Source organism: Streptomyces sp. CA-251387, assembly GCF_050936625.1.
Taxonomy (GTDB): Bacteria; Actinomycetota; Actinomycetes; order Streptomycetales; family Streptomycetaceae; genus Streptomyces.
In genome coordinates this window covers 5,999,451-6,017,080 of record NZ_JBNJMJ010000001.1, presented here as the reverse complement: position 1 = coordinate 6,017,080, position 17,630 = coordinate 5,999,451, and the positions used below count along the sequence as shown (strand labels likewise).

Genomic DNA, 17,630 nt, shown 5'->3' with positions numbered 1-17,630 from the left:
CCTCGTCGTCAGCCCTTCGCGGCGGCGTCCCCGGACTCTGCCTTCGGATCCGGGGCTTCCTTGAAGTCGACCTTGCCCATGTGCCGGTTCATGGACTTCATCAGACCCCACACGGCCACCGCCATCACCGCGAAGACGATGAAGCCGAGGACGCCAGGGGTGACCTTGTCCTCGTCCACCTCCTTGGCGAGGGTGGCGAGGTGCGTCATTGCCAGGCTTGCGCTTGCGCTCATGTCAGGCATTGTCGCGGATGCCCGCAAAGAGGTCGTCCTCGGGGAGGGAGGTATCGACGAGGGACTTCGCGAGCTCGTACTCCTCCGTCGGCCAGACCTCTCTCTGGAGCTCCAGCGGGACGCGGAACCAACCGCCGTCGGGGTCGATCTGTGTGGCGTGCGCGATCAGGGCCTTGTCACGGATCTCGTAGAAGTCACCGCACGGGACGTGCGTGGTGAGCGTGCGCTGCTTCATTCCGAACTCGTCCCAGCGCTTGAGCCAGTCGCCGTAGGGGGACTCCAGGCCGCGGTCGAGCATGGCCTGGTGCAGCGCCTCGGTGCGGGGGCGGTTGAAGCCCTGGTTGTAGTAGAGCTTCAGCGGCTGGTAGGCGGGGCCGAACTCCGACTCCGGGTACTTCTCGGTGTCCGCCGCGCCCTCGAAGGCCACCATCGAGATCTTGTGGGTCATGATGTGGTCGGGGTGCGGGTAGCCCCCGTTCTCGTCGTAGGTGGTGATCACCTGCGGGCGGAACGAGCGGATCTGCTTCACCAGCTCCCCGGCCGCCTTGTCGACGTCCTCCAGGGCGAAGCAGCCCTCGGGCAGCGGCGGCAGCGGGTCGCCCTCGGGCAGGCCGGAGTCGACGAAGCCGAGCCACTCCTGCTTCACGCCGAGGATCTCGCGAGCCTCGTCCATCTCCTTCTTGCGTACCTCGTGGATGTGCTCCTCGATGTACTTGTCGCCCTGCAGCTTGGGATTGAGGATGGAGCCGCGCTCCCCGCCCGTGCAGGTCACCACCAGCACGTCCACCCCCTCGGACACGTACTTCGCCATGGTGGCCGCGCCCTTGCTCGACTCGTCGTCGGGGTGGGCGTGAACGGCCATCAGTCGCAGCTGGTCAGTCAAGACTCAATCCTCGTAGTCGGCGCCCGGTGTGAACCGGTGCGATCGGCGGCTTCTATAGTGACCGAATCGGGGGGCGGATAATTCCGGGGTACGGACCCCAGGCCCCGTTTTGGGACATCCGTCCCGCCCCGGCCGAGAGGACGATCATGAGTACGGCGAGCACGCGACTGCCCGAGGGTCGCTACGGCCGCTCCTCGGACGCGCGCGCCGACCGCACGCTCAAGGTCGTCGGCGCCCTCCTCGGCGTGGTTCTGCTGGGGCTGGTCGGCTACTTCGGCTACCACTACGTCGGCCAGAACAAGATCAGCGCCGAGGTGATCGAGTTCGACGCGACGAAGGACGCGGTGAAGGTCCACCTGGAGGTCCGCAAGGACTCCGGCGCCTCCGGCTACTGCACCGTGCGCTCCCAGGCGGAGAACGGCGCCGAGGTGGGCCGCGCCGACTTCCGCTTCGAGGGCGACGCCACGCGGATCGACAAGGTCGTCACACTGCGCACGACGTCCCAGGGGACGACGGCCGAGCTGCTCGGCTGCCACGCCGACTGAACCGGCCGGTCGAAACCGCCCGACACTGGTCGACACCGACTGGCTCTGTCCGGAATACGTAGGCGCTGACCTGCGTTGACGCGATTCTGATGGCTTATGTCCTCCCCCTTCGGCCATTGAATTGTTAGGCTCGTGGTTTCGCCCATCCGTGAAGGAACATCCTTCTGGGTAGGGCGATGCTTTGTATTCCCAGTACCTACGAGGAGCACCTGTGACCCAGACCAGCGAGAACGTCACCTGGCTGACCCAGGAGGCGTACAACAAGCTCAAGGATGAGCTTGAGTACCTTACTGGTCCCGCGCGCACGGAGATCGCCGCCAAGATCGCGGCCGCGCGCGAGGAGGGCGACCTGCGTGAGAACGGCGGGTACCACGCGGCCAAGGAGGAGCAGGGCAAGCAGGAGCTCCGTGTGCGCCAGCTCACCCAGCTCCTGGAGAACGCCCAGGTCGGCGAGGCACCGGCATCGGCGGACGGTGCGGTCGCGCCCGGCATGGTCGTGACGATCGCCTTCGACGGTGACGAGGACGACACCCTGACCTTCCTGCTCGCCTCGCGCGAGTACGCGAGCGCCGACATCGAGACCTACTCGCCGCAGTCCCCGCTGGGCACCGGCGTCATCGGTCACAAGGTCGGCGAGGACGCCGAGTACGAGCTGCCCAACGGCAAGAAGGCCTCGGTGAAGATCCTGAAGGCCGAGCCCTACAGCGGCTGACCCGGGCCGTGCGGCGGCTGACCCCGACCGACATGTCCTTGACCGGCCCCCGGCGCCCACGTGGCGCCGGGGGCTTTTGTCATGCGGTCGCCGAGCGGTACTTCCGCACCGCCAGGGTGCGGAATATGACGATGATCAGGACCGAGTAGATCAGCGAGGCCCAGACCGGGTGCTGCATGGGCCAGGCGTCCGAGGGCGACACCCCGGGGTTGCCGAAGAGCTCGCGGCACGCCTGGACCGTGGCGCTGAAGGGGTTCCAGTCGGCGACGTGCCGCAGCCACGGAGTCATGTGGCTGGTGTCCACGAACGCGTTCGAGATGAAGGTGACCGGGAAGAGCCAGATGAGTCCGCTGGACGTGGCCGCCTCGGGCGTACGGACGGACATGCCGATCAGGGCGCCGATCCAGGTGAACGCGTAACCGAGCAGGAGCAGCAGCCCGAAGGCGCCCAGCACCCGGCCGGCGTTGGTGTCCCCGTCCGACCCGACGCGCCAGCCGACCAGCAGGGCGACCACCGCCAGGACGACCAGCGTCAGGGCGGTCTGCACGAGGTCGGCGAAGGTGCGCCCGGTGAGCACCGCGCCCCTGGCCATGGGCAGGGAGCGGAAGCGGTCGATGAGGCCCTTGTGCATGTCGTCGGCGATGCCCGCGCCGGAGCTGGCGGTGGCGAACGTGACGGTCTGCGCGAAGATGCCCGCCATCAGGAAGTTCTTGTAGTCGACCGCGCTGGTGCTGCCCCCGATCTGCATGGACCCGCCGAAGACGTAGGTGAACAGCACCACGAACATGATCGGCTGGATGAGCCCGTAGATGATCATCTCGGGGATCCGGGACATCCGGATCAGATTGCGTTTCGCGACGACCATCGAGTCCCGGACGGACTGGCTGACCGGGTTCGTCGCCGGTGCGACGCGCACGGCGTCGAGAGCACTCATTTGTCGGCCTCCTTGCCGTTCTCCTCGTCTTTCACCTCGGCCACATGGCCCGTCAGGGACAGGAACACGTCGTCGAGGGTCGGGCGACGAAGGCCGATGTCGTCGATCTCGATGCCGCGGGTGTCGAGCTCGCGGATGACCTCGGCGAGCAGCTTGGCGCCGCCGGTCACGGGCACGGTGAGCTTGCGCATGTGCTCCTCGACCGTGGTCTCGCCCTTGCCGGAGCCGCTCAGGCTGAATCTGTTCAAGAGGGCGGCCGCGGGCTGTATGTCCTCGCGCTCGTGCACCACGACCTCGACGCGCTCGCCGCCGGTGCGGGCCTTGAGCTGGTCGGAGGTGCCCTTGGCGATCACACGGCCGTGGTCGACGACCGCGATCTCGTGCGCCAGGTGATCGGCCTCCTCCAGGTACTGGGTGGTCAGCAGCAGGGTCGTACCGCCCGAGACGAGCCGCTTGATGACCTCCCACAGCAGCTGACGGTTGCGCGGGTCGAGGCCGGTCGTCGGCTCGTCCATGAACATCACGGGCGGCGAGACCACCAGGGCGGCGGCGAGGTCGAGGCGGCGGCGCATGCCGCCGGAGTAGGTCTTGGTGGGGCGGTCGGCCGCGTCGGCGAGGTCGAACTGCTCCAGCAGTTCGGCCGCGCGGGCCTTCGCCGCCTTCGCCTTCATCTGGTAGAGCTGGCCGACCATCTGCAGGTTCTCGCGGCCGGTCAGGTACTCGTCGACCGCCGCGAACTGGCCGGACAGGCCGATGGAGCGGCGTACGGCGTCGGGATGCTTGAGGACGTCGATGCCCGCGACGACCGCCGAGCCGCTGTCGGGGCGCAGCAGGGTCGTCAGACAGCGGACGGTCGTCGTCTTGCCCGCGCCGTTCGGCCCGAGCAGGCCGAGGACCGTGCCCTCGGGGACATCGAGATCGACGCCGTCCAGAGCCCTTACGTCGCCGAAGGTCTTCACCAGGCCTTCGGCAGAGATGGCGCCTGGCATATGGGTCTCCACGTCGTTGGGGATTACTGGCCATGCGATTGCGATACCGACACACCATAACGCGATGTATCGCGTCTCTCAACGGAGTTACTCGAACGGGTGACAAAGAGGGCGCTGACCTCGGCCGCCGTCTCGATCGGCGGCTCGGTCGGCGGCTCAGTCGATGACGGTGTAGCCCGCCTCGCGCAGGGCCTGGCCGACCTCGACGCAGTGCGCCGGGCCCTTCGTCTCCAGGTGCAGCTCGACCTCCGCCTCCGTGAGCCCGAGCCGTGGGTCGGTCCGTACGTGACTCACATCGAGGACGTTAGCGTCCACCACTGACAACACCCCCAGAAGCGTGGCGAGCGCGCCCGGCCGGTCCGTCAGCCGCAGCCGCACGGCCAGGTAGCGGCCCTGCGCGGCCATGCCGTGCCGCAGCACGCGCTGCAGCAGCACCGGGTCGACGTTGCCGCCGGACAACACCGCGACGACCGGTCCCTCGAAGGCGCCGGGGTCGCTCAGCAGCGCCGCGACGGGACTCGCCCCGGCCGGCTCGACGACCAGCTTGGCCCGCTCCAGGCACAGCAGCAGGGCGGTGGCCAGCTCGTCCTCGGTGACCGTGCGGACCTCGTCCACCAGATCGCGGACGAGCCGGAACGGCACGTCACCGGGCCGTCCGACCCTGATGCCGTCGGCCATCGTCGCCGGGTTGTCGACCGCGACCGGATGCCCGGCCGCCAGCGAGGGCGGATACGCCGCCGCGCCCGCCGCCTGCACGCCCACGATCCGCACGTCCGGCCGCAGCGTCTTCACCGCCATCGCGATGCCCGCCGCGAGCCCTCCCCCGCCGATGCCGACGACGATCGTCCGCACCTCCGGGCACTGTTCGAGGATCTCCAGGCCGACCGTGCCCTGGCCCGCGATGATGTCGGGGTGGTCGAAGGGGTGGATGAACACCGCGCCCGTCGCGTCCGCGTACTCCTGCGCGGCGGCCAGTGTCTCGTCGACCACCTGGCCGTGCAGGCGCACCTCGGCGCCGTAGTCCCGGGTGGCGCTGATCTTCGGCAGCGGGGCGCCCTTCGGCATGAACACGGTGGAGCGCACGCCGAGCAGCGACGACGCCAGGGCGACGCCCTGCGCGTGGTTGCCGGCGCTGGCGGCCACGACCCCCGCCGCCCGCTCCTCCGGAAGCAGCCCGGCGATGCGGACGTAGGCGCCGCGCAGCTTGAACGAACCCGTCCGCTGGAGGTTCTCGCACTTGAAGTGCACCGGCGCGCCCACCAGCTGGGACAGGTGCCTGCTGCCCTCCATCGCCGTCACCCGCGCCACGCCCGTCAGCATCTTCTGGGCGCCGTGCACGTCGTCGAGCGTGACGGGAGGCAAGGAGTCAGCCGTGCTGTAGCTCATGACACAAGTCTCGCAGTTCACAGGCGCGAATCACCGTTGTGACCAAGCTCCGAGACGGGTTTGCGCAGCGCCGGTACACCCCGGGTCCGGGCCGCGTACCCTGTCCCCCAACCCAGCACCCCCTTCATGAAGTGAGCCCCCGGCCATGCCCACAACACCTGAAATGTCGATGGACATGACGACCGTCGCTGACAGCGGTCTCCTCGACACGCTGCAGCACGAGGTGGCGGTGTTCGCCCGCCGTGCCGAACAGACCCGGCTCGGTGGGGTCGGGCAGGTGCGCAACTCCATGGACCGCGCCGCATACCTGCTGCTCAACCGCCTCGACAAGGAAGGCCCCATGGGCGTCAAGGCGCTCGCCGCGAGCATGGGGATCGACTCGTCGACGGTCACCCGGCAGGTGGCGCCGCTCGTCGACACGGGGCTCGTCAAGCGGACCTCGCACCCCGAGGACGGTCGGGCGGTGGTGCTGCAGCTGTCCCCGCGCGGGCAGTCGCGGCTGGAGGAAGTGCGGTCGTCCCGGCGTCAGTTGATGGCCGAGCTGACACACGACTGGGCCCCGGAGGAGCGCGAGGCGTTCTGCACGCTCCTCACACGCTTCAACGTCGCGCTCTCCGCGCGGATGGCGGTCCAGGGGATCTCGGGCGCGGAGACGCCTACGCCGTCCTGAGGGGTGGTTCGGCGGGGGCATCGGCTCACGCGACCGCTGTACCGGCACGCACGCGTGCTCGGGTGATCCGCTCCCGACTCTTGACCCCGGGCCGCCGCCGGCCTCATATGAAACCGGGCCCTCCTCTCGTACGCGACCGACGCGTCCCGTACGTGGCCGGGTCCGGTTCCTCAGGGGTGTTCATGCGGGAGGGGCGGTGGGACGACGGCGTGCGGCCCAGGACGCCCGCCGGGCCCGGGAGTTCGAGGCGTTCGTCGCGGGCGCGGCAGGGCGGCTGCTGCATGCCGCCACGCTGCTCACCGCGGAGCCTCCGGAGGACAACCCGCGCGCGAGGCGCCTGCTGACGCTGTCCCTCGCACACACGTACGCGTACTGGGACCGGCTGCGCGGCGAGGACCCGTACGACCGGGCCCGCCAGTACCTGGCCGCCCGCTTCGCCCGCGCCGCCTGGCACCAGTACGGCGGCCTGGCCGCCCTCGCCCGGTTCCGCCCGCCCCCCGAAGGCCCGCTCGCCCGGCTCTCCCCGCAGGAACGCCTGATCCTGGTCCTGCGGCTGTACGAGGGTGTCGCCGAGGAGCAGGTGGCGGCCCTGCTCGGGCTGCCCACGGAGCGCGTCCACGCGATCTGCGACCGGGCGACATCGACGCTGCTGCGTCCGCCGCGAGGCGCTGCGCCGGCCGTGCTCGGAGCGAAGGTGGTGTCGCCGTGAATCGCCCCCAACGGGAAGCGGCCGTACGGCGCATCATGGAGGGCACGCCGCCGCCGGTGCCGCCGGAGCTGTACACGGAGGTCGTGCGGCGCGGCGGCCGCATGCTGCGCCACAGGACGGCCGCCGTACGCCTGATGTGGCTGCTGCTGTTCGCCGCCACGGTGGCGTTCGTGGTGTGGGCCGTGATGGCACGGCCGTGGGTGGAGCCGCCGTCGGAGACGACTCCACCGCTGACGGGCTGGTGAGGCTTTCGCAGCCCCCTGGGCAGGCCCTGGCCTAGCCGAGCGCCTGCTGGAGGTCCTCCAGGAGGTCGTCGACGTTCTCGATGCCCACGGAGAGGCGTACGAGGTCGGCGGGTACCTCCAGGGCCGAGCCGGCCGCGGACGCGTGCGTCATGCGTCCCGGGTGCTCGATGAGGGACTCGACACCGCCCAGGGACTCGCCGAGCGTGAACACCTTGGCGCGGTTGCAGACCTCGACGGCCGCCTCCTCGCCCCCGGCGACCTGGAAGGAGATCATGCCGCCGAACGCCCTCATCTGCTTGGCGGCGACCTCGTGACCGGGGTGCTCGGGCAGCCCCGGGTACAGAACGCGCGTCACGCGCGCGTGCCGGCTCAGCATGTCGGCGATCTTCGTGGCGTTCTCGCTGTGCCGGTCCATGCGCACCGACAGCGTCTTGGTGCCGCGCAGCACCAGCCAGGAGTCGAAGGGCCCGGCGACCGCGCCCATCGCGTTCTGGTGGAAGGCCAGTTCCTCACCCAGGTCCGCGTCGCTGACGATCAGCGCGCCGCCGACGACGTCCGAGTGGCCGCCCATGTACTTCGTCAGGGAGTGCACCACGACGTCCGCGCCGAGGGACAGCGGCTGCTGCAGGTACGGCGTGGCGAAGGTGTTGTCGACGACGAGCTTCGCGCCCGCGTCCCGGGCGATCTGGGCGACGGCGGCGATGTCGGTGATGCCGAGCAGCGGGTTGGAGGGGGTCTCCACCCACACGACCTTGGTCTTCGGGGTGATGGCGGCCCGTACGGCGGACGGATCGCTGGTGTCGGCGACCGACCACTCCACTCCCCACCGGGCGACGACCTTCGCGAACAGGCGGAACGTACCGCCGTACGCGTCATTGGGGATGACCACGTGGTCACCGGGGCTGAGCAGCGTACGCAACAGGCAGTCCTCGGCCGCCAGTCCGGACGCGAACGCAAGGCCGCGGCGGCCGCCCTCCAGGGCGGCGAGGTTCTCCTCCAGCGCGGTCCTGGTCGGGTTGGCGCTACGGCTGTACTCGTAGCCGCCCCGCAGGCCGCCGACGCCGTCCTGCTTGTAGGTCGAGACCTGGTAGATCGGCGGGACGACCGCGCCGGTGAGGGGATCGGCGGTGTTGCCCGCGTGGATCGCCAGGGTCTCGAAGTGCTGACTGATGTGCCTGTCACTCATGGGCACCGAGCGTAATGCGCGAACGGTGACTCCGTCGGCTGGGGCGGACAACCAGGCGCCGCGCCTCCGCGACACTCCGGCGTTGCCGCCGGTACTGCCGGGGGCCTGCGGCCGCCAGACCCCCGCTTCGGCCCTGAACGGGCTTCGTCCTCAAACGCCGGACGGGCTGAGTTCCCGGCCCGGCACCGACGTCGGTACGCCAAGCCCACGGAACCCCACGGAACCCCACAGAACCCTTTCTCCACAGGCCCCGACCTCGTTGGCCATTTGTCCGTGGCGTCTGGAACGCTGGAGGCATGGAGATTCTCTGGGTCCTGATCGCGCTCGTCATACTCGGCTTCGTGGTGCTGCCGTTCATGAGGCGCAGGCGGGGCATGATCGAGCAGGTCCCGCCGGGCCACCCGGACGCCGCGGACCCGGCGAACTACGGCTTCGTACGGCAGGAGGAGCTGGACGTCCGCATGCCCGGCCCCGACCAGGACCTGCTGGACGTCCTGGACCTGGTCCAGCGCACCCAGGACTACCGCGCGGCCTCGCAGCTGCTGGCCGGCACGGAGGCGGAGGGCGAGCTGCGCTGGCAGCGTGTGCAGGCCTTCGCCGGCGCCGCGTCGCTGGAGCTGCAGCAGCGGCCGGGCGGGGTCAGTGAGTCGCCGGGCGGGCAGTGGCTGCGCGTGTGGCGGACCGAGCAGCCCAAGGACGCGGGCGGCGCGGCCGTACACGCGGAGTTCCTCGTCCAGCAGGCGTGGCGCACGGCGACGCCGGGCACGGACGAGTTCCGGATCATCATGGAGGAGGCGAGGTCGGCATGCGCCGACGCGGCGCTGCTCGCTCCCGGTGACCCGATCCCCTACATCATCGAGTTGTCGGTGGCCCGTGGCCTGGCCTACCCCCGGTCGGAGTTCGAGCAGCTCTGGCTGAAGATCCTGGACCGCGCCCCGGCCCACATGGGCGCGCACCTGGCGGCCCTGCACTACTGGTGCGAGAAGTGGCACGGCTCGCGCGCGCTGGCGAACGACTTCGCGGAGGCCGCGGCGGCCCGCGCCCCCCAGGGCTCCCTCCTCGCCGCCATGCCGCTCTTCGCGGTGTTCGAGCACCTGCCCGAGGTGAACCTGGTCAGCGGCTTCTACCAGAGCGAGGTCGTGACGAAGGCGATCCACGGCGCGCTGTACGCGGTGCACTCGGCCCGCCCCGACGACCCGATGCTGGCGCACGTACGCCATCTGCTGGTCTTCTTCCTGGTGCGCGGCGAGCGCTGGGCGGAGGCCATGAACCAGCTGATACATGTCGACGGCCATGTCGGCGCTCTCCCCTGGACCCTCTCCCCCGACCCGGCCGCGGAGTTCGCGGTCTACCGCGCACTCGCGGTGGCGGGCTACGAGGCGAACGGCGGCAGCCCGGCGACCCTGCCGCACTGATCCGCGCACCAAGGCGTATGTGCAGCAGCGGGACTGCGGGACTACAGCGCCGCGCAGGTGGTGAGGGCGCGGGGTGGAATCTGAGGTCCCGGCCGTACGTTGAAGGGGGTACCGTCCGGCGGGGGCACCCTTCGGAGGCCCGCGAGGAAGGAAGCCTCATGCTCTTCGGCCGTACGCCCGTCCTGCCCACCCCCGAGCAGGCGCTGAAGGGCCGTCCGGAACCGGCCTTCACGGTCCCCGACCGCCACACGGTCCTCGGCAACCCGCTCCTCGGCCCCTACCCCGAGGGCCTGGAGATCGCCGACTTCGGCCTGGGCTGCTTCTGGGGCGCCGAGCGCAAGTTCTGGCAGCTGCCGGCGGGTGTGTGGACGACCCTGGTCGGCTACCAGGGCGGTTACACCGAGAACCCCACCTACGAGGAGGTCTGCTCGGGCCTGACCGGCCACGCGGAGGTCGTCCGCGTGGTCCACGACCCGAGCGTGATCTCGTACGAACGCCTCCTGAAGACCTTCTGGGAGTCCCACGACCCCACGCAGGGCTTCCGCCAGGGCAACGACGTCGGCACCCAGTACCGCTCGGCGATCCACACCCACACCCCGGCCCAGGCGAAGACGGCCCAGACCTCCCGCGACTCCTACCAGAAGGTCCTGACGGGCTCCGGCTACGGCACGATCACGACGGAGATCCTTCCGGCGGAGGGGCGGGACTTCTATCCGGCGGAGGGGTACCACCAGCAGTACCTGGACAAGAACCCTGCGGGGTACTGCGGGATCGGGGGCACGGGTGTCTCCTGCCCGATCGGCGTGGCGAAGGCGGACGGCTGACGTCAGCGGGTGGCTTCGGAACAGAGGCTGCGCAGTGACACGCAGCACCTGCGGAGCCTCCGCCGGTCGGCCTCCGCCTTCCGTCGAGCCGTCCCGCGGTCAGCGCTCCGTGCGGGCGGGCAGTCGCCATCCCGGGCGCGGGAAGTGGCAGGTGTAGCCGTCCGGGTAACGCTGCAGGTAGTCCTGATGCTCGGGCTCCGCCTCCCAGAAGGGGCCGACCGGCTCCACCTCGGTGACGACCTTGCCCGGCCACAGGCCGGAGGCGTCCACATCCGCGATCGTGTCCTCGGCGATCCTCTTCTGCTCGTCGTCCACGTAGTAGATCGCCGAGCGGTAGCTGAGGCCGATGTCATTGCCCTGGCGGTTCTTGGTGCTCGGGTCGTGGATCTGGAAGAAGAACTCCAGGAGCGTGCGGAAGTCGGTCTTCTCAGGATCGAAAAGGATCTCAATGGCCTCCGCGTGCGTGCCATGGTTACGGTACGTCGCGTTCGGCACGTCACCCCCGGTGTATCCGACCCTGGTCGCCGTCACGCCCGGGAGCCGACGGATCAGATCCTGCATTCCCCAGAAACATCCGCCCGCCAGCACGGCCCTCTGCGTCTGCGTAGCCATTGAGGCCTCCCATACGTGTCAGCTTGATCATTCGGGTTGATCATTCGGGCTGCTCGGCTCGCCCACCACCGCATCCGAAGCCCACCTTCCTCAACGCGTGAGGTCTTCGTGGGATTCCGTGCGTCAACTGCCTTGGCAGGCGGGACCGAACCGAGAGATCCGCTTCATACACTCCCCGCCACGGCGCCGTAGGCGAGTCGTCTCCGGTGCGGTGTCATGTCACACCGGCGGAAGGTGTCACCTGTGGCGGACGAGCAGGTTCTCAGAGCCCAGAGATGGGTGAACTCCACTTACGGCAACGTCACCGGCTACGTGCGCTGCCCCGAGACCGGCAACACCGGCTGGTCCACCATGAACTCCCTGATCATGGGCCTCCAGCACGAGCTGGGCATCAGCCCGGTCGTCGCCTCCTTCGGCCCCACCACGTACTCGAAGTTCGCCGCCCTCGGAGACATCGGCTTCGGCTGGGACAGGAACCGCAATATCGTCGCCGTCCTCGAGTACGGCCTGTGGTGCAAGGGCTACTGGGCCGTCGAGCCCGGCAGCGAGGGCTGGTTCACCGGCGTCACCCGGGCGGCCGTCGAAGACCTCCGCGAGAACATGGGCATCGGCGGCGACGGCGTCATCAACGCCAAGCTCGCCAAGGCCATCCTCAACATGGACGCGTACGTCGTCGTGGCCGGTGGAACCGACAAGATCCGCTCGATTCAGCAGTGGCTCAACGGCCGGTACTGGACCCGCGGCGAGTTCAACATCGGCCCCTGCGACGGCATCTACTCCCGCGACGTCCAGAAGTCGCTGATGTACGCCATCCAGTACGAGCTGGGCCTGACCCCGAACGGCAACTTCGGCCCCGGAACCCAGGCGGGCCTGAAGGCCAACACCGTCGGCCCCGGATCGTCGGGCATCTTCATGCAGTTCTTCTCCGCCGCCTGCGTGTTCAACGAACCGACCCCCGGCGCCGACACCCCGCGTACCGGCTTCACCAGCTCCTGGAACGGCGACCTCGAGAACTGGGTGAAGGACTTCCAGGCCTTCAGCAGGCTGCCGGTCACCCGCAGAGGCGACTACCAGACCTGGGCCCAGCTCCTGGTGTCCATGGGAGACGCGGACCGGCCCGCGAGCGGCAGCGACACCCGGTACGAGATCACGGCCTCCCGCGCCAGGTGGCTGTACGACAACGACTACCGCGTCGTCGGCCGCTACATATACGACCCTCCCGGCTCCACCCTCGACAAGGAGATCAAGCCGGGCGAGCTGAAGACCATCTTCGACGCCGGCTTGAGGGTCTTCCCCATCTACCAGGACAACGCCCGCCGACTCACCGACTTCACCTACTCCCAGGGCTACCAGCACGCCCTCAACGCCCACAAGCTGGCCTCCGACTACGGCTTCAACCCCGGAACCACGATCTACTTCGCCGTCGACTACGACGCCACCCAGGCCGAGATCGACGGCAGCCCCTACGGCATCGTCACCTACTTCCACGGCGTGCAGGCCGGCCTGGCCGGCCAGGGCAAGAAGTACAACCACGGCGTCTACGGCTCCCGCAACGTCTGCATCAACGTCACCGAGAGGACGTTCGCCCGCCACTCCTTCGTCTCCGGCATGTCCTGGGGCTTCTCCGGGAACCTCGGCTTCCCCCTGCCGGGGAACTGGTCGTTCAACCAGATCAAGGAATTCAGGGTCACCAACGGTTCCGACAGCTTCGACCTGGACCGTGACGTCGTCTCCGGCACCGACCCGGGCGTCTCGTCCGTCAACGACCAGGCCGGCCCGGCCGACGACTTCATCAACTACGTCAGCAGGCTGTACGACCTCGCCGGCGAGTACGGGGCCTCCGGCACGAAGCGCAGCCAGCTCGTCCTGGAGTATGTCCGCCATGTCACCTACGGCGACTGGCAGTGGAAGATACTGATCGGCGGCTACGACACCGGCTTCGTGGACTTCGCCAACTCCAGGGGCATGTCGGTGAGGAAGTGGTTCACGGACCCGTTCACCGGATACTCGCTGGGCGCCGAGCACATGATGGCCACGGCCAATGCTCACGTCCTCATCGACCTCCCCGGAGACCTGGGCGAGGCGAACGGCGGCGACGTCGGCGGCTGGGCCGGCGACATCATGACGTTCTGGTCCGACTGGCGCCACTCCGAGGAGGAGTACGCCAATCCGCTCGACTTCTGCCGTGCCAAGCTCGCCCTCCCCGGCGTCACCTCCTCCTTCGGCTTCACGGACCTCATCGAGGACGCCGACGGCTACCTCCTCGCGCGCGCCGTCCGGGGCGGCAGGAACATCCTCGACGCGGTGAGGGCCCACTACCAGGGCGGTGGCGGCCTGCGCCGGTTCAACCACTACTTCGAGCAGCGCTGGGGCAACTCGACCACCTGCAAGAACTCCGTGAACTTCGCGCTGTGCGGCACCGAGTCGAAGATCATGGCAGCCCAGCTCGGACTCATCACCAAGAGCGGCGCCGTCCTTCCCAACGACTACAAGCTCACCCCCGGTGGAGAGGAAAAGGTCAACAACTTCTGCCAGGGCTTCGTCGACGCCATCAACGCCCGTCGCGGCATGGAGTCCCGGATGGCCTCCCAGTACCGCGCCAACCACGAAAGGTTCCTGCGCGACGCCGCTGCGCGCGCACAGCGGCGCGACAGGTAGACACAAGGCATGACGGAAACAGTGCTGTTCGCCGGGGTCCTTGCACTGGTCGCGTGGTTCGTCTGGAACGTCTGGAGTGTCGTCCAAGTCTTCAAGGGGCTGCGTGAACGCTTCTGGACCCGTCCGATGTGGTGGCTTCGAATCCTCTCCGTCTCCCTCTTCACCGGCACGGCCGCGTGGCTGTTCGGAGCCTTCTCCGGAGGGCTGGACGTCGAGGAGTCGTGTCGGCTCACCCACCATCAGCACTACGACTCGGCCTACCGCTCGGCCCACGCCGAGGAGTTCCAGCGCCTGTTTCCGCTGAGCAACAAGTGCAACGCCAGTTACGACCTCGTCCCTTCATGGGTCAACCCGACGGTCGCGGCCTGCTTCGTCATCGCGGTGCTCTGCGTCCTCGCACTCGGCCGGCTCGGCTTGTCCCGCGCGTTGACCGTGAAACGAAAGGAACTTCGGTCATGATCAGGACCGACTTGTCCAGGCGTCACTTCATCGGTGCCTCCGCCGGCGTGGTCGGCGCGCTCACGCTCACCACCGCCGGCGAAGCCGCCGCGGCCCCGGCGGACGGCCGCACGTGGTCCACAGGGCGGTCGGCGAACGGCTGGCCGGTCCTTCGGACAGCCGAGTCGTTCCGCATCGAGGGCAGCGACCGCACGGTCCGGCTCGCCGGCGGAGACGCCGCGACGGTCCTTCTGCACGTGGCAAGACGTTTCCACTACGAGATCGACTCCCTTCGTTCCGGAGACGTCCACGGCTGGACCGATGACCGCGAGGTGAAGGCGGACTACGAGTCGAACCACCTGTCCGGCACCGCGATCGCGATCCGCCGCCTGGACTACCCCGTCGGTTCGAAGGGGAACCTGTACCCCAACGAGCTGATCGTGGTGCGGGACATCCTCACGGAGCTGGACGGCATCGTCGCCTGGGGAGGCGACTTCACGACACCGAAGGAGTCACACTTCGAGATCGCCGTCAGACCCGGGCACCCCCGCCTGAAGGGTGTCGCCCGCAAGATCCGCCGGTGGGAAACGGGCCCCGGCGACGAGGGCGCCGGCGCGATCGACGCGTTCGACCCGAGGCGCCGCAGGGCGGTACGCGCGTTTCAACGGCGTGCTTCGTAGGAGCAGCACCGTGGCCGTCCCGTGGCCGCCGAGCGATTGTCGGACCCTCGTGCTCTCATGGGTGGCATGACCAGCAGGAGTGTCCTCGTGGAGCGGCGCATCGCCGCGGGCCGGGGGCCCGTGTGGGAGGCCCTGACCGACCTTCGGGGCATGGAGCGGGTGCTCAGCGGTGTCTCGAAGGTCGACGTCCTCACGGACGGGGCCTTCGGTGTCGGGACGCGCTGGCGGGAGACGAGGCGGATGTTCGGCAAGGAGGCCACCGAGGAGATGTGGGTGACCGCCTGCGAACCGCCCGAGCGCTATGTGGTGGAGGCCGAGTCGCACGGCACCCACTACGTCTCGGAATGGGTGCTACGGGCGGACGGGCCATCGGCGACGACGGTCCGGATGACCTTCACCGCCGTGGTCTCCGGCGGCGTCACGGGCGTGCTCGCCAGGATCCTGGGCGGTCTGGGCACACGGGCGGTGAGCAGAGCGATCGCCAAGGACCTGGACGAGGTCGCCTCCGCGGTCGAGGGGCGCAGCGGCTGAGTCACGCTGTGGTCGGGGCGCGACGTGCGGTGAGTACGGGCTGGTAGTAGCCGCTGGTGGGTGGGGTGTGCCAGGTCAGGTCGGTGAAACCGGCCTCGGAGGCGAGGTCTGTCAGCTGCCGGCCGGTGATGGCCCAGGTCGTGGTCCGGCGGGCTCGGACCGTCCAGGTGTTCCCTGTGGGGATGAGCTGGAAGTGCTCCTGGTCGTAGCGCTCGCCGTCCTCGTGCCAGTGCCAGAGCTGGAAGGTGATCGCCTTGCCGTCGGAGGTCTCCGTGACCTGGGGCGGCGTCGCGGTGGGTCTGGTGCGGCGGATCTCGTCGTAGTCGCGGATGGTGATGATCAGGAGGCCGTCGTCGCGCAGCACCCGTCGCATGCCGCGCAGCGCCGCCGTGACGTCCTGTGCGGACAGGAGGTGGGCGAGCGAGTTGTCGGCGCAGACGACGACGTCGAAGGCGGACGGCGTGAACGGCAGCGCACGCATGTCCGCGGCGGTCGTCGGGAGAGACACCCCCCGGGCGGCCGCCTCGGTCAGGGCACGTGCGGCGGCGACGGGGCTCAGGTCGCTGCCGACGAGCCGGTGACCGGCCAGGGCCAGCCCGATGGCCTGGGTGCCGATTCCGCAGGCGCAGTCCAGGACTCGCTGGGCTCCGGGGCCCAGCTGGTTGCGGACGAGTGCGTCCAGCGACTGCGCCTGCCGGGCCATGCTCGCGTCCCAGTTCGGGAAGATCAGGTGGTAGTCGGGGGCCAGGTCGTCGTAGAAGTCCCGCGCTGAGGATCCGGACATGTCCCCAAGCTAGGGGTGGCCGCCCTCCCGGCCCACGGATTACGGATTGGCTGACCTGTGCGGGCCGGTGACTGGCTGACCTCCCGTCTCCCCTGCGTGGCCCCTCAAGCCGACGGCGCCGAGTTACTCCCCGTCCCCGCCTTCGTCGCGTCGGTCCCCCAGCTCGCCAGCAGCCGCAGCGACTCCGCCGACGGCGAGCCCGGCTCCGCGTAGTACGTGATCAGGACCTGGTCCGTGCCGTCGGACAGGCGGAACGACTCGAAGTTCAAGGTCAGCTCGCCCACCAGGGGGTGCCGGATGCGCTTGACGCCGTAGCTCTTCTCCTTGACGTCATGGATCGCCCACAGGCGACGGAACTCCTCGCTCTTGACGGAGAGTTCGCCGACCAGGGCGGACAGGCGCGGGTCGTCCGGGTGGCAACCCGCGTCCATGCGGAGGTAGCTGACCATGTCGGACGCCTTCTGGTCCCACTCGACGAACAGATCGCGGTACTCGGGCCGCAGGAAGACGAGGCGGGCCCAGTTGCGCTCCTGCACCGGCAGCTCCGCCCAGTCGCCGAAGACCGCCGCCGCCATCCGGTTCCAGGCGAGGATGTCCGACCGCCGGCCGGAGATGTACGCGGGAACGCCGTCGATCGAGTCCAGCAGCTGCCGCAGCGCCGACCGCACCTGCTCCGTCCGCGCCGCCGGCTTCTTCTTGTGCTGCTTCGGCTTCGCGAGGTGCGTGAGGTGCGCATGCTCGGCATCGGTCAGCCGCAGCGCGCGGGCGATGGCGTCCAGGACCTCCGCGGATACGTTTCGGCCGTTGCCCTGCTCCAGGCGCGTGTAGTACGCCACGGACACCCCGGCCAGCTGTGCCAGCTCCTCGCGCCGCAGCCCCGGCACCCTGCGGTGCCGCCCGAAGTCCGGCAGCCCGACGTCCTCCGGCTTCAGCCGGGCACGCCGGGTGCGCAGGAACTCGCTGAGTTCGGCGCGCCGGTCCAGTCCGGCCCCGGTGTCGGCGGCGGGTCCTGTCACGGATTCGGGCTGTTCGTCCATGCCTCAAGTATTCCCGGTAGTACGCACACGAGCCTGACCCCGCCAGTGGTAGGACCGGCGGACGTACGTACAACCGAGGTCTGGGTGACTCCCGCCCCGCCCGGCAGGCTGAATGCCGTGCCCGGACGGACAGCACGGACAGAAGGCAGCCGGGCGCAG

General features: G+C 69.3%; 20 protein-coding genes. 11 read left to right on the top strand and 9 right to left on the bottom strand.

Annotated features, from left to right (window positions below):
- Positions 1–8: 8 nt before the first annotated feature.
- On the bottom strand, positions 9–242 hold the full coding sequence (locus ACQEV2_RS27100; protein ID WP_433046684.1) for a hypothetical protein: 234 nt from the start codon (positions 240–242) through the stop codon (positions 9–11).
- The gene (gene mca, locus ACQEV2_RS27095) at positions 235–1,095 is read right to left on the bottom strand and encodes a mycothiol conjugate amidase Mca (RefSeq protein ID WP_433054800.1); all 861 of its coding nucleotides are present in this window, start codon (positions 1,093–1,095) and stop codon (positions 235–237) included. Before mca ends, ACQEV2_RS27100 begins: the two co-directional genes overlap by 8 nt.
- A gap of 167 nt (positions 1,096–1,262) precedes the next feature.
- Between mca and ACQEV2_RS27090 the strand changes: the two genes are divergently transcribed.
- Positions 1,263–1,661, top strand: a complete 399-nt coding sequence (locus ACQEV2_RS27090) for a DUF4307 domain-containing protein (protein ID WP_433046681.1) — start codon at positions 1,263–1,265, stop codon at positions 1,659–1,661.
- A 211-nt stretch (positions 1,662–1,872) separates the two neighbouring features.
- A complete protein-coding gene (gene greA, locus ACQEV2_RS27085) occupies positions 1,873–2,373 on the top strand; it encodes a transcription elongation factor GreA (RefSeq protein WP_433046678.1) in 501 nt (166 codons plus the stop codon).
- 79 nt (positions 2,374–2,452) lie between these two features.
- On the opposite strand, the gene ACQEV2_RS27080 is transcribed toward greA, so the two are convergent.
- The 3 genes from ACQEV2_RS27080 to ilvA form a co-directional block, all read right to left on the bottom strand.
- Positions 2,453–3,307: an ABC transporter permease gene (locus ACQEV2_RS27080; protein ID WP_433046675.1), complete on the bottom strand. Its 855-nt coding sequence runs from the start codon at positions 3,305–3,307 to the stop codon at positions 2,453–2,455.
- Complete coding sequence (locus ACQEV2_RS27075) at positions 3,304–4,296, bottom strand: ATP-binding cassette domain-containing protein (protein WP_433046672.1); 993 nt, start codon at positions 4,294–4,296, stop codon at positions 3,304–3,306. Before ACQEV2_RS27075 ends, ACQEV2_RS27080 begins: the two co-directional genes overlap by 4 nt.
- A gap of 156 nt (positions 4,297–4,452) precedes the next feature.
- On the bottom strand, positions 4,453–5,682 hold the full coding sequence (ilvA, locus tag ACQEV2_RS27070) for a threonine ammonia-lyase (protein ID WP_433046669.1): 1,230 nt from the start codon (positions 5,680–5,682) through the stop codon (positions 4,453–4,455).
- 163 nt (positions 5,683–5,845) lie between these two features.
- On the opposite strand from ilvA, the gene ACQEV2_RS27065 reads away from it, so the two are divergent.
- The 3 genes from ACQEV2_RS27065 (at position 5,846) to ACQEV2_RS27055 (ending at position 7,306) form a co-directional block, all read left to right on the top strand.
- Complete coding sequence (locus tag ACQEV2_RS27065) at positions 5,846–6,352, top strand: MarR family winged helix-turn-helix transcriptional regulator (protein WP_433054797.1); 507 nt, start codon at positions 5,846–5,848, stop codon at positions 6,350–6,352.
- A 196-nt stretch (positions 6,353–6,548) separates the two neighbouring features.
- Entirely contained in the window at positions 6,549–7,061 is a 513-nt protein-coding gene (locus ACQEV2_RS27060) for a sigma factor-like helix-turn-helix DNA-binding protein (protein WP_433046666.1), read from the top strand.
- The gene (locus ACQEV2_RS27055) at positions 7,058–7,306 is read left to right on the top strand and encodes a hypothetical protein (protein ID WP_433046663.1); all 249 of its coding nucleotides are present in this window, start codon (positions 7,058–7,060) and stop codon (positions 7,304–7,306) included. The genes ACQEV2_RS27060 and ACQEV2_RS27055 overlap by 4 nt, the downstream gene beginning before the upstream one ends.
- A gap of 31 nt (positions 7,307–7,337) precedes the next feature.
- On the opposite strand, the gene ACQEV2_RS27050 is transcribed toward ACQEV2_RS27055, so the two are convergent.
- A complete protein-coding gene (locus tag ACQEV2_RS27050) occupies positions 7,338–8,492 on the bottom strand; it encodes a cystathionine gamma-synthase (RefSeq protein ID WP_433046660.1) in 1,155 nt (384 codons plus the stop codon).
- A 296-nt stretch (positions 8,493–8,788) separates the two neighbouring features.
- Between ACQEV2_RS27050 and ACQEV2_RS27045 the strand changes: the two genes are divergently transcribed.
- Positions 8,789–9,907 carry a hypothetical protein gene (locus ACQEV2_RS27045; RefSeq protein WP_433046657.1) on the top strand — a complete coding sequence of 373 codons (1,119 nt, stop codon included), beginning with the start codon at positions 8,789–8,791 and terminating at the stop codon, positions 9,905–9,907.
- Positions 9,908–10,065: 158 nt separating this feature from the next.
- Positions 10,066–10,731 (top strand): peptide-methionine (S)-S-oxide reductase MsrA, encoded by a 666-nt coding sequence (gene msrA / locus ACQEV2_RS27040; RefSeq protein WP_433046654.1) that lies wholly within the window; start codon positions 10,066–10,068, stop codon positions 10,729–10,731.
- 99 nt (positions 10,732–10,830) lie between these two features.
- Here msrA (ACQEV2_RS27040) and msrA (ACQEV2_RS27035) read toward each other — a convergent pair whose 3' ends face one another.
- Positions 10,831–11,343, bottom strand: coding sequence for a peptide-methionine (S)-S-oxide reductase MsrA (gene msrA / locus ACQEV2_RS27035; RefSeq protein ID WP_433046651.1), 513 nt, complete (start codon positions 11,341–11,343; stop codon positions 10,831–10,833).
- A gap of 243 nt (positions 11,344–11,586) precedes the next feature.
- Between msrA (ACQEV2_RS27035) and ACQEV2_RS27030 the strand changes: the two genes are divergently transcribed.
- The 4 genes from ACQEV2_RS27030 (at position 11,587) to ACQEV2_RS27015 (ending at position 15,650) form a co-directional block, all read left to right on the top strand.
- Complete coding sequence (locus ACQEV2_RS27030; RefSeq protein ID WP_433046648.1) at positions 11,587–14,001, top strand: glycoside hydrolase domain-containing protein; 2,415 nt, start codon at positions 11,587–11,589, stop codon at positions 13,999–14,001.
- Between the two features lie 9 nt (positions 14,002–14,010).
- Positions 14,011–14,460 (top strand): hypothetical protein, encoded by a 450-nt coding sequence (locus ACQEV2_RS27025; RefSeq protein WP_433046645.1) that lies wholly within the window; start codon positions 14,011–14,013, stop codon positions 14,458–14,460.
- The gene (locus tag ACQEV2_RS27020; protein ID WP_433046642.1) at positions 14,457–15,119 is read left to right on the top strand and encodes a hypothetical protein; all 663 of its coding nucleotides are present in this window, start codon (positions 14,457–14,459) and stop codon (positions 15,117–15,119) included. Before ACQEV2_RS27025 ends, ACQEV2_RS27020 begins: the two co-directional genes overlap by 4 nt.
- A 66-nt stretch (positions 15,120–15,185) precedes the next feature.
- The gene (locus tag ACQEV2_RS27015) at positions 15,186–15,650 is read left to right on the top strand and encodes an SRPBCC family protein (RefSeq protein ID WP_433046639.1); all 465 of its coding nucleotides are present in this window, start codon (positions 15,186–15,188) and stop codon (positions 15,648–15,650) included.
- A gap of 1 nt (position 15,651) precedes the next feature.
- Here the strand turns inward: ACQEV2_RS27015 and ACQEV2_RS27010 are convergent, their stop codons facing one another.
- Positions 15,652–16,434, bottom strand: a complete 783-nt coding sequence (locus ACQEV2_RS27010) for a class I SAM-dependent methyltransferase (RefSeq protein ID WP_433046636.1) — start codon at positions 16,432–16,434, stop codon at positions 15,652–15,654.
- A gap of 104 nt (positions 16,435–16,538) precedes the next feature.
- The gene (locus ACQEV2_RS27005; protein WP_433046633.1) at positions 16,539–17,471 is read right to left on the bottom strand and encodes a helix-turn-helix domain-containing protein; all 933 of its coding nucleotides are present in this window, start codon (positions 17,469–17,471) and stop codon (positions 16,539–16,541) included.
- Positions 17,472–17,630 lie beyond the last annotated feature (159 nt).

Excerpts from the sequence above, each read along its gene's own strand:
- ACQEV2_RS27025 (WP_433046645.1), top strand. The coding sequence starts at position 14,011 with ATGACGGAAACAGTGCTGTTCGCCGGGGTCCTTGCACTGGTCGCGTGG.
- ACQEV2_RS27065 (WP_433054797.1), top strand. The coding sequence starts at position 5,846 with ATGTCGATGGACATGACGACCGTCGCTGACAGCGGTCTCCTCGACACG.
- ACQEV2_RS27100 (WP_433046684.1), bottom strand. The coding sequence starts at position 242 with ATGCCTGACATGAGCGCAAGCGCAAGCCTGGCAATGACGCACCTCGCC.
- ilvA (WP_433046669.1), bottom strand. The coding sequence starts at position 5,682 with ATGAGCTACAGCACGGCTGACTCCTTGCCTCCCGTCACGCTCGACGAC.
- ACQEV2_RS27015 (WP_433046639.1), top strand. The coding sequence starts at position 15,186 with ATGACCAGCAGGAGTGTCCTCGTGGAGCGGCGCATCGCCGCGGGCCGG.
- ACQEV2_RS27010 (WP_433046636.1), bottom strand. The coding sequence starts at position 16,434 with ATGTCCGGATCCTCAGCGCGGGACTTCTACGACGACCTGGCCCCCGAC.
- msrA (WP_433046651.1), bottom strand. The coding sequence starts at position 11,343 with ATGGCTACGCAGACGCAGAGGGCCGTGCTGGCGGGCGGATGTTTCTGG.
- ACQEV2_RS27045 (WP_433046657.1), top strand. The coding sequence starts at position 8,789 with ATGGAGATTCTCTGGGTCCTGATCGCGCTCGTCATACTCGGCTTCGTG.
- ACQEV2_RS27080 (WP_433046675.1), bottom strand. The coding sequence starts at position 3,307 with ATGAGTGCTCTCGACGCCGTGCGCGTCGCACCGGCGACGAACCCGGTC.
- ACQEV2_RS27075 (WP_433046672.1), bottom strand. The coding sequence starts at position 4,296 with ATGCCAGGCGCCATCTCTGCCGAAGGCCTGGTGAAGACCTTCGGCGAC.
- ACQEV2_RS27020 (WP_433046642.1), top strand. The coding sequence starts at position 14,457 with ATGATCAGGACCGACTTGTCCAGGCGTCACTTCATCGGTGCCTCCGCC.
- msrA (WP_433046654.1), top strand. The coding sequence starts at position 10,066 with ATGCTCTTCGGCCGTACGCCCGTCCTGCCCACCCCCGAGCAGGCGCTG.
- ACQEV2_RS27005 (WP_433046633.1), bottom strand. The coding sequence starts at position 17,471 with ATGGACGAACAGCCCGAATCCGTGACAGGACCCGCCGCCGACACCGGG.
- ACQEV2_RS27050 (WP_433046660.1), bottom strand. The coding sequence starts at position 8,492 with ATGAGTGACAGGCACATCAGTCAGCACTTCGAGACCCTGGCGATCCAC.
- ACQEV2_RS27090 (WP_433046681.1), top strand. The coding sequence starts at position 1,263 with ATGAGTACGGCGAGCACGCGACTGCCCGAGGGTCGCTACGGCCGCTCC.
- mca (WP_433054800.1), bottom strand. The coding sequence starts at position 1,095 with ATGGCCGTTCACGCCCACCCCGACGACGAGTCGAGCAAGGGCGCGGCC.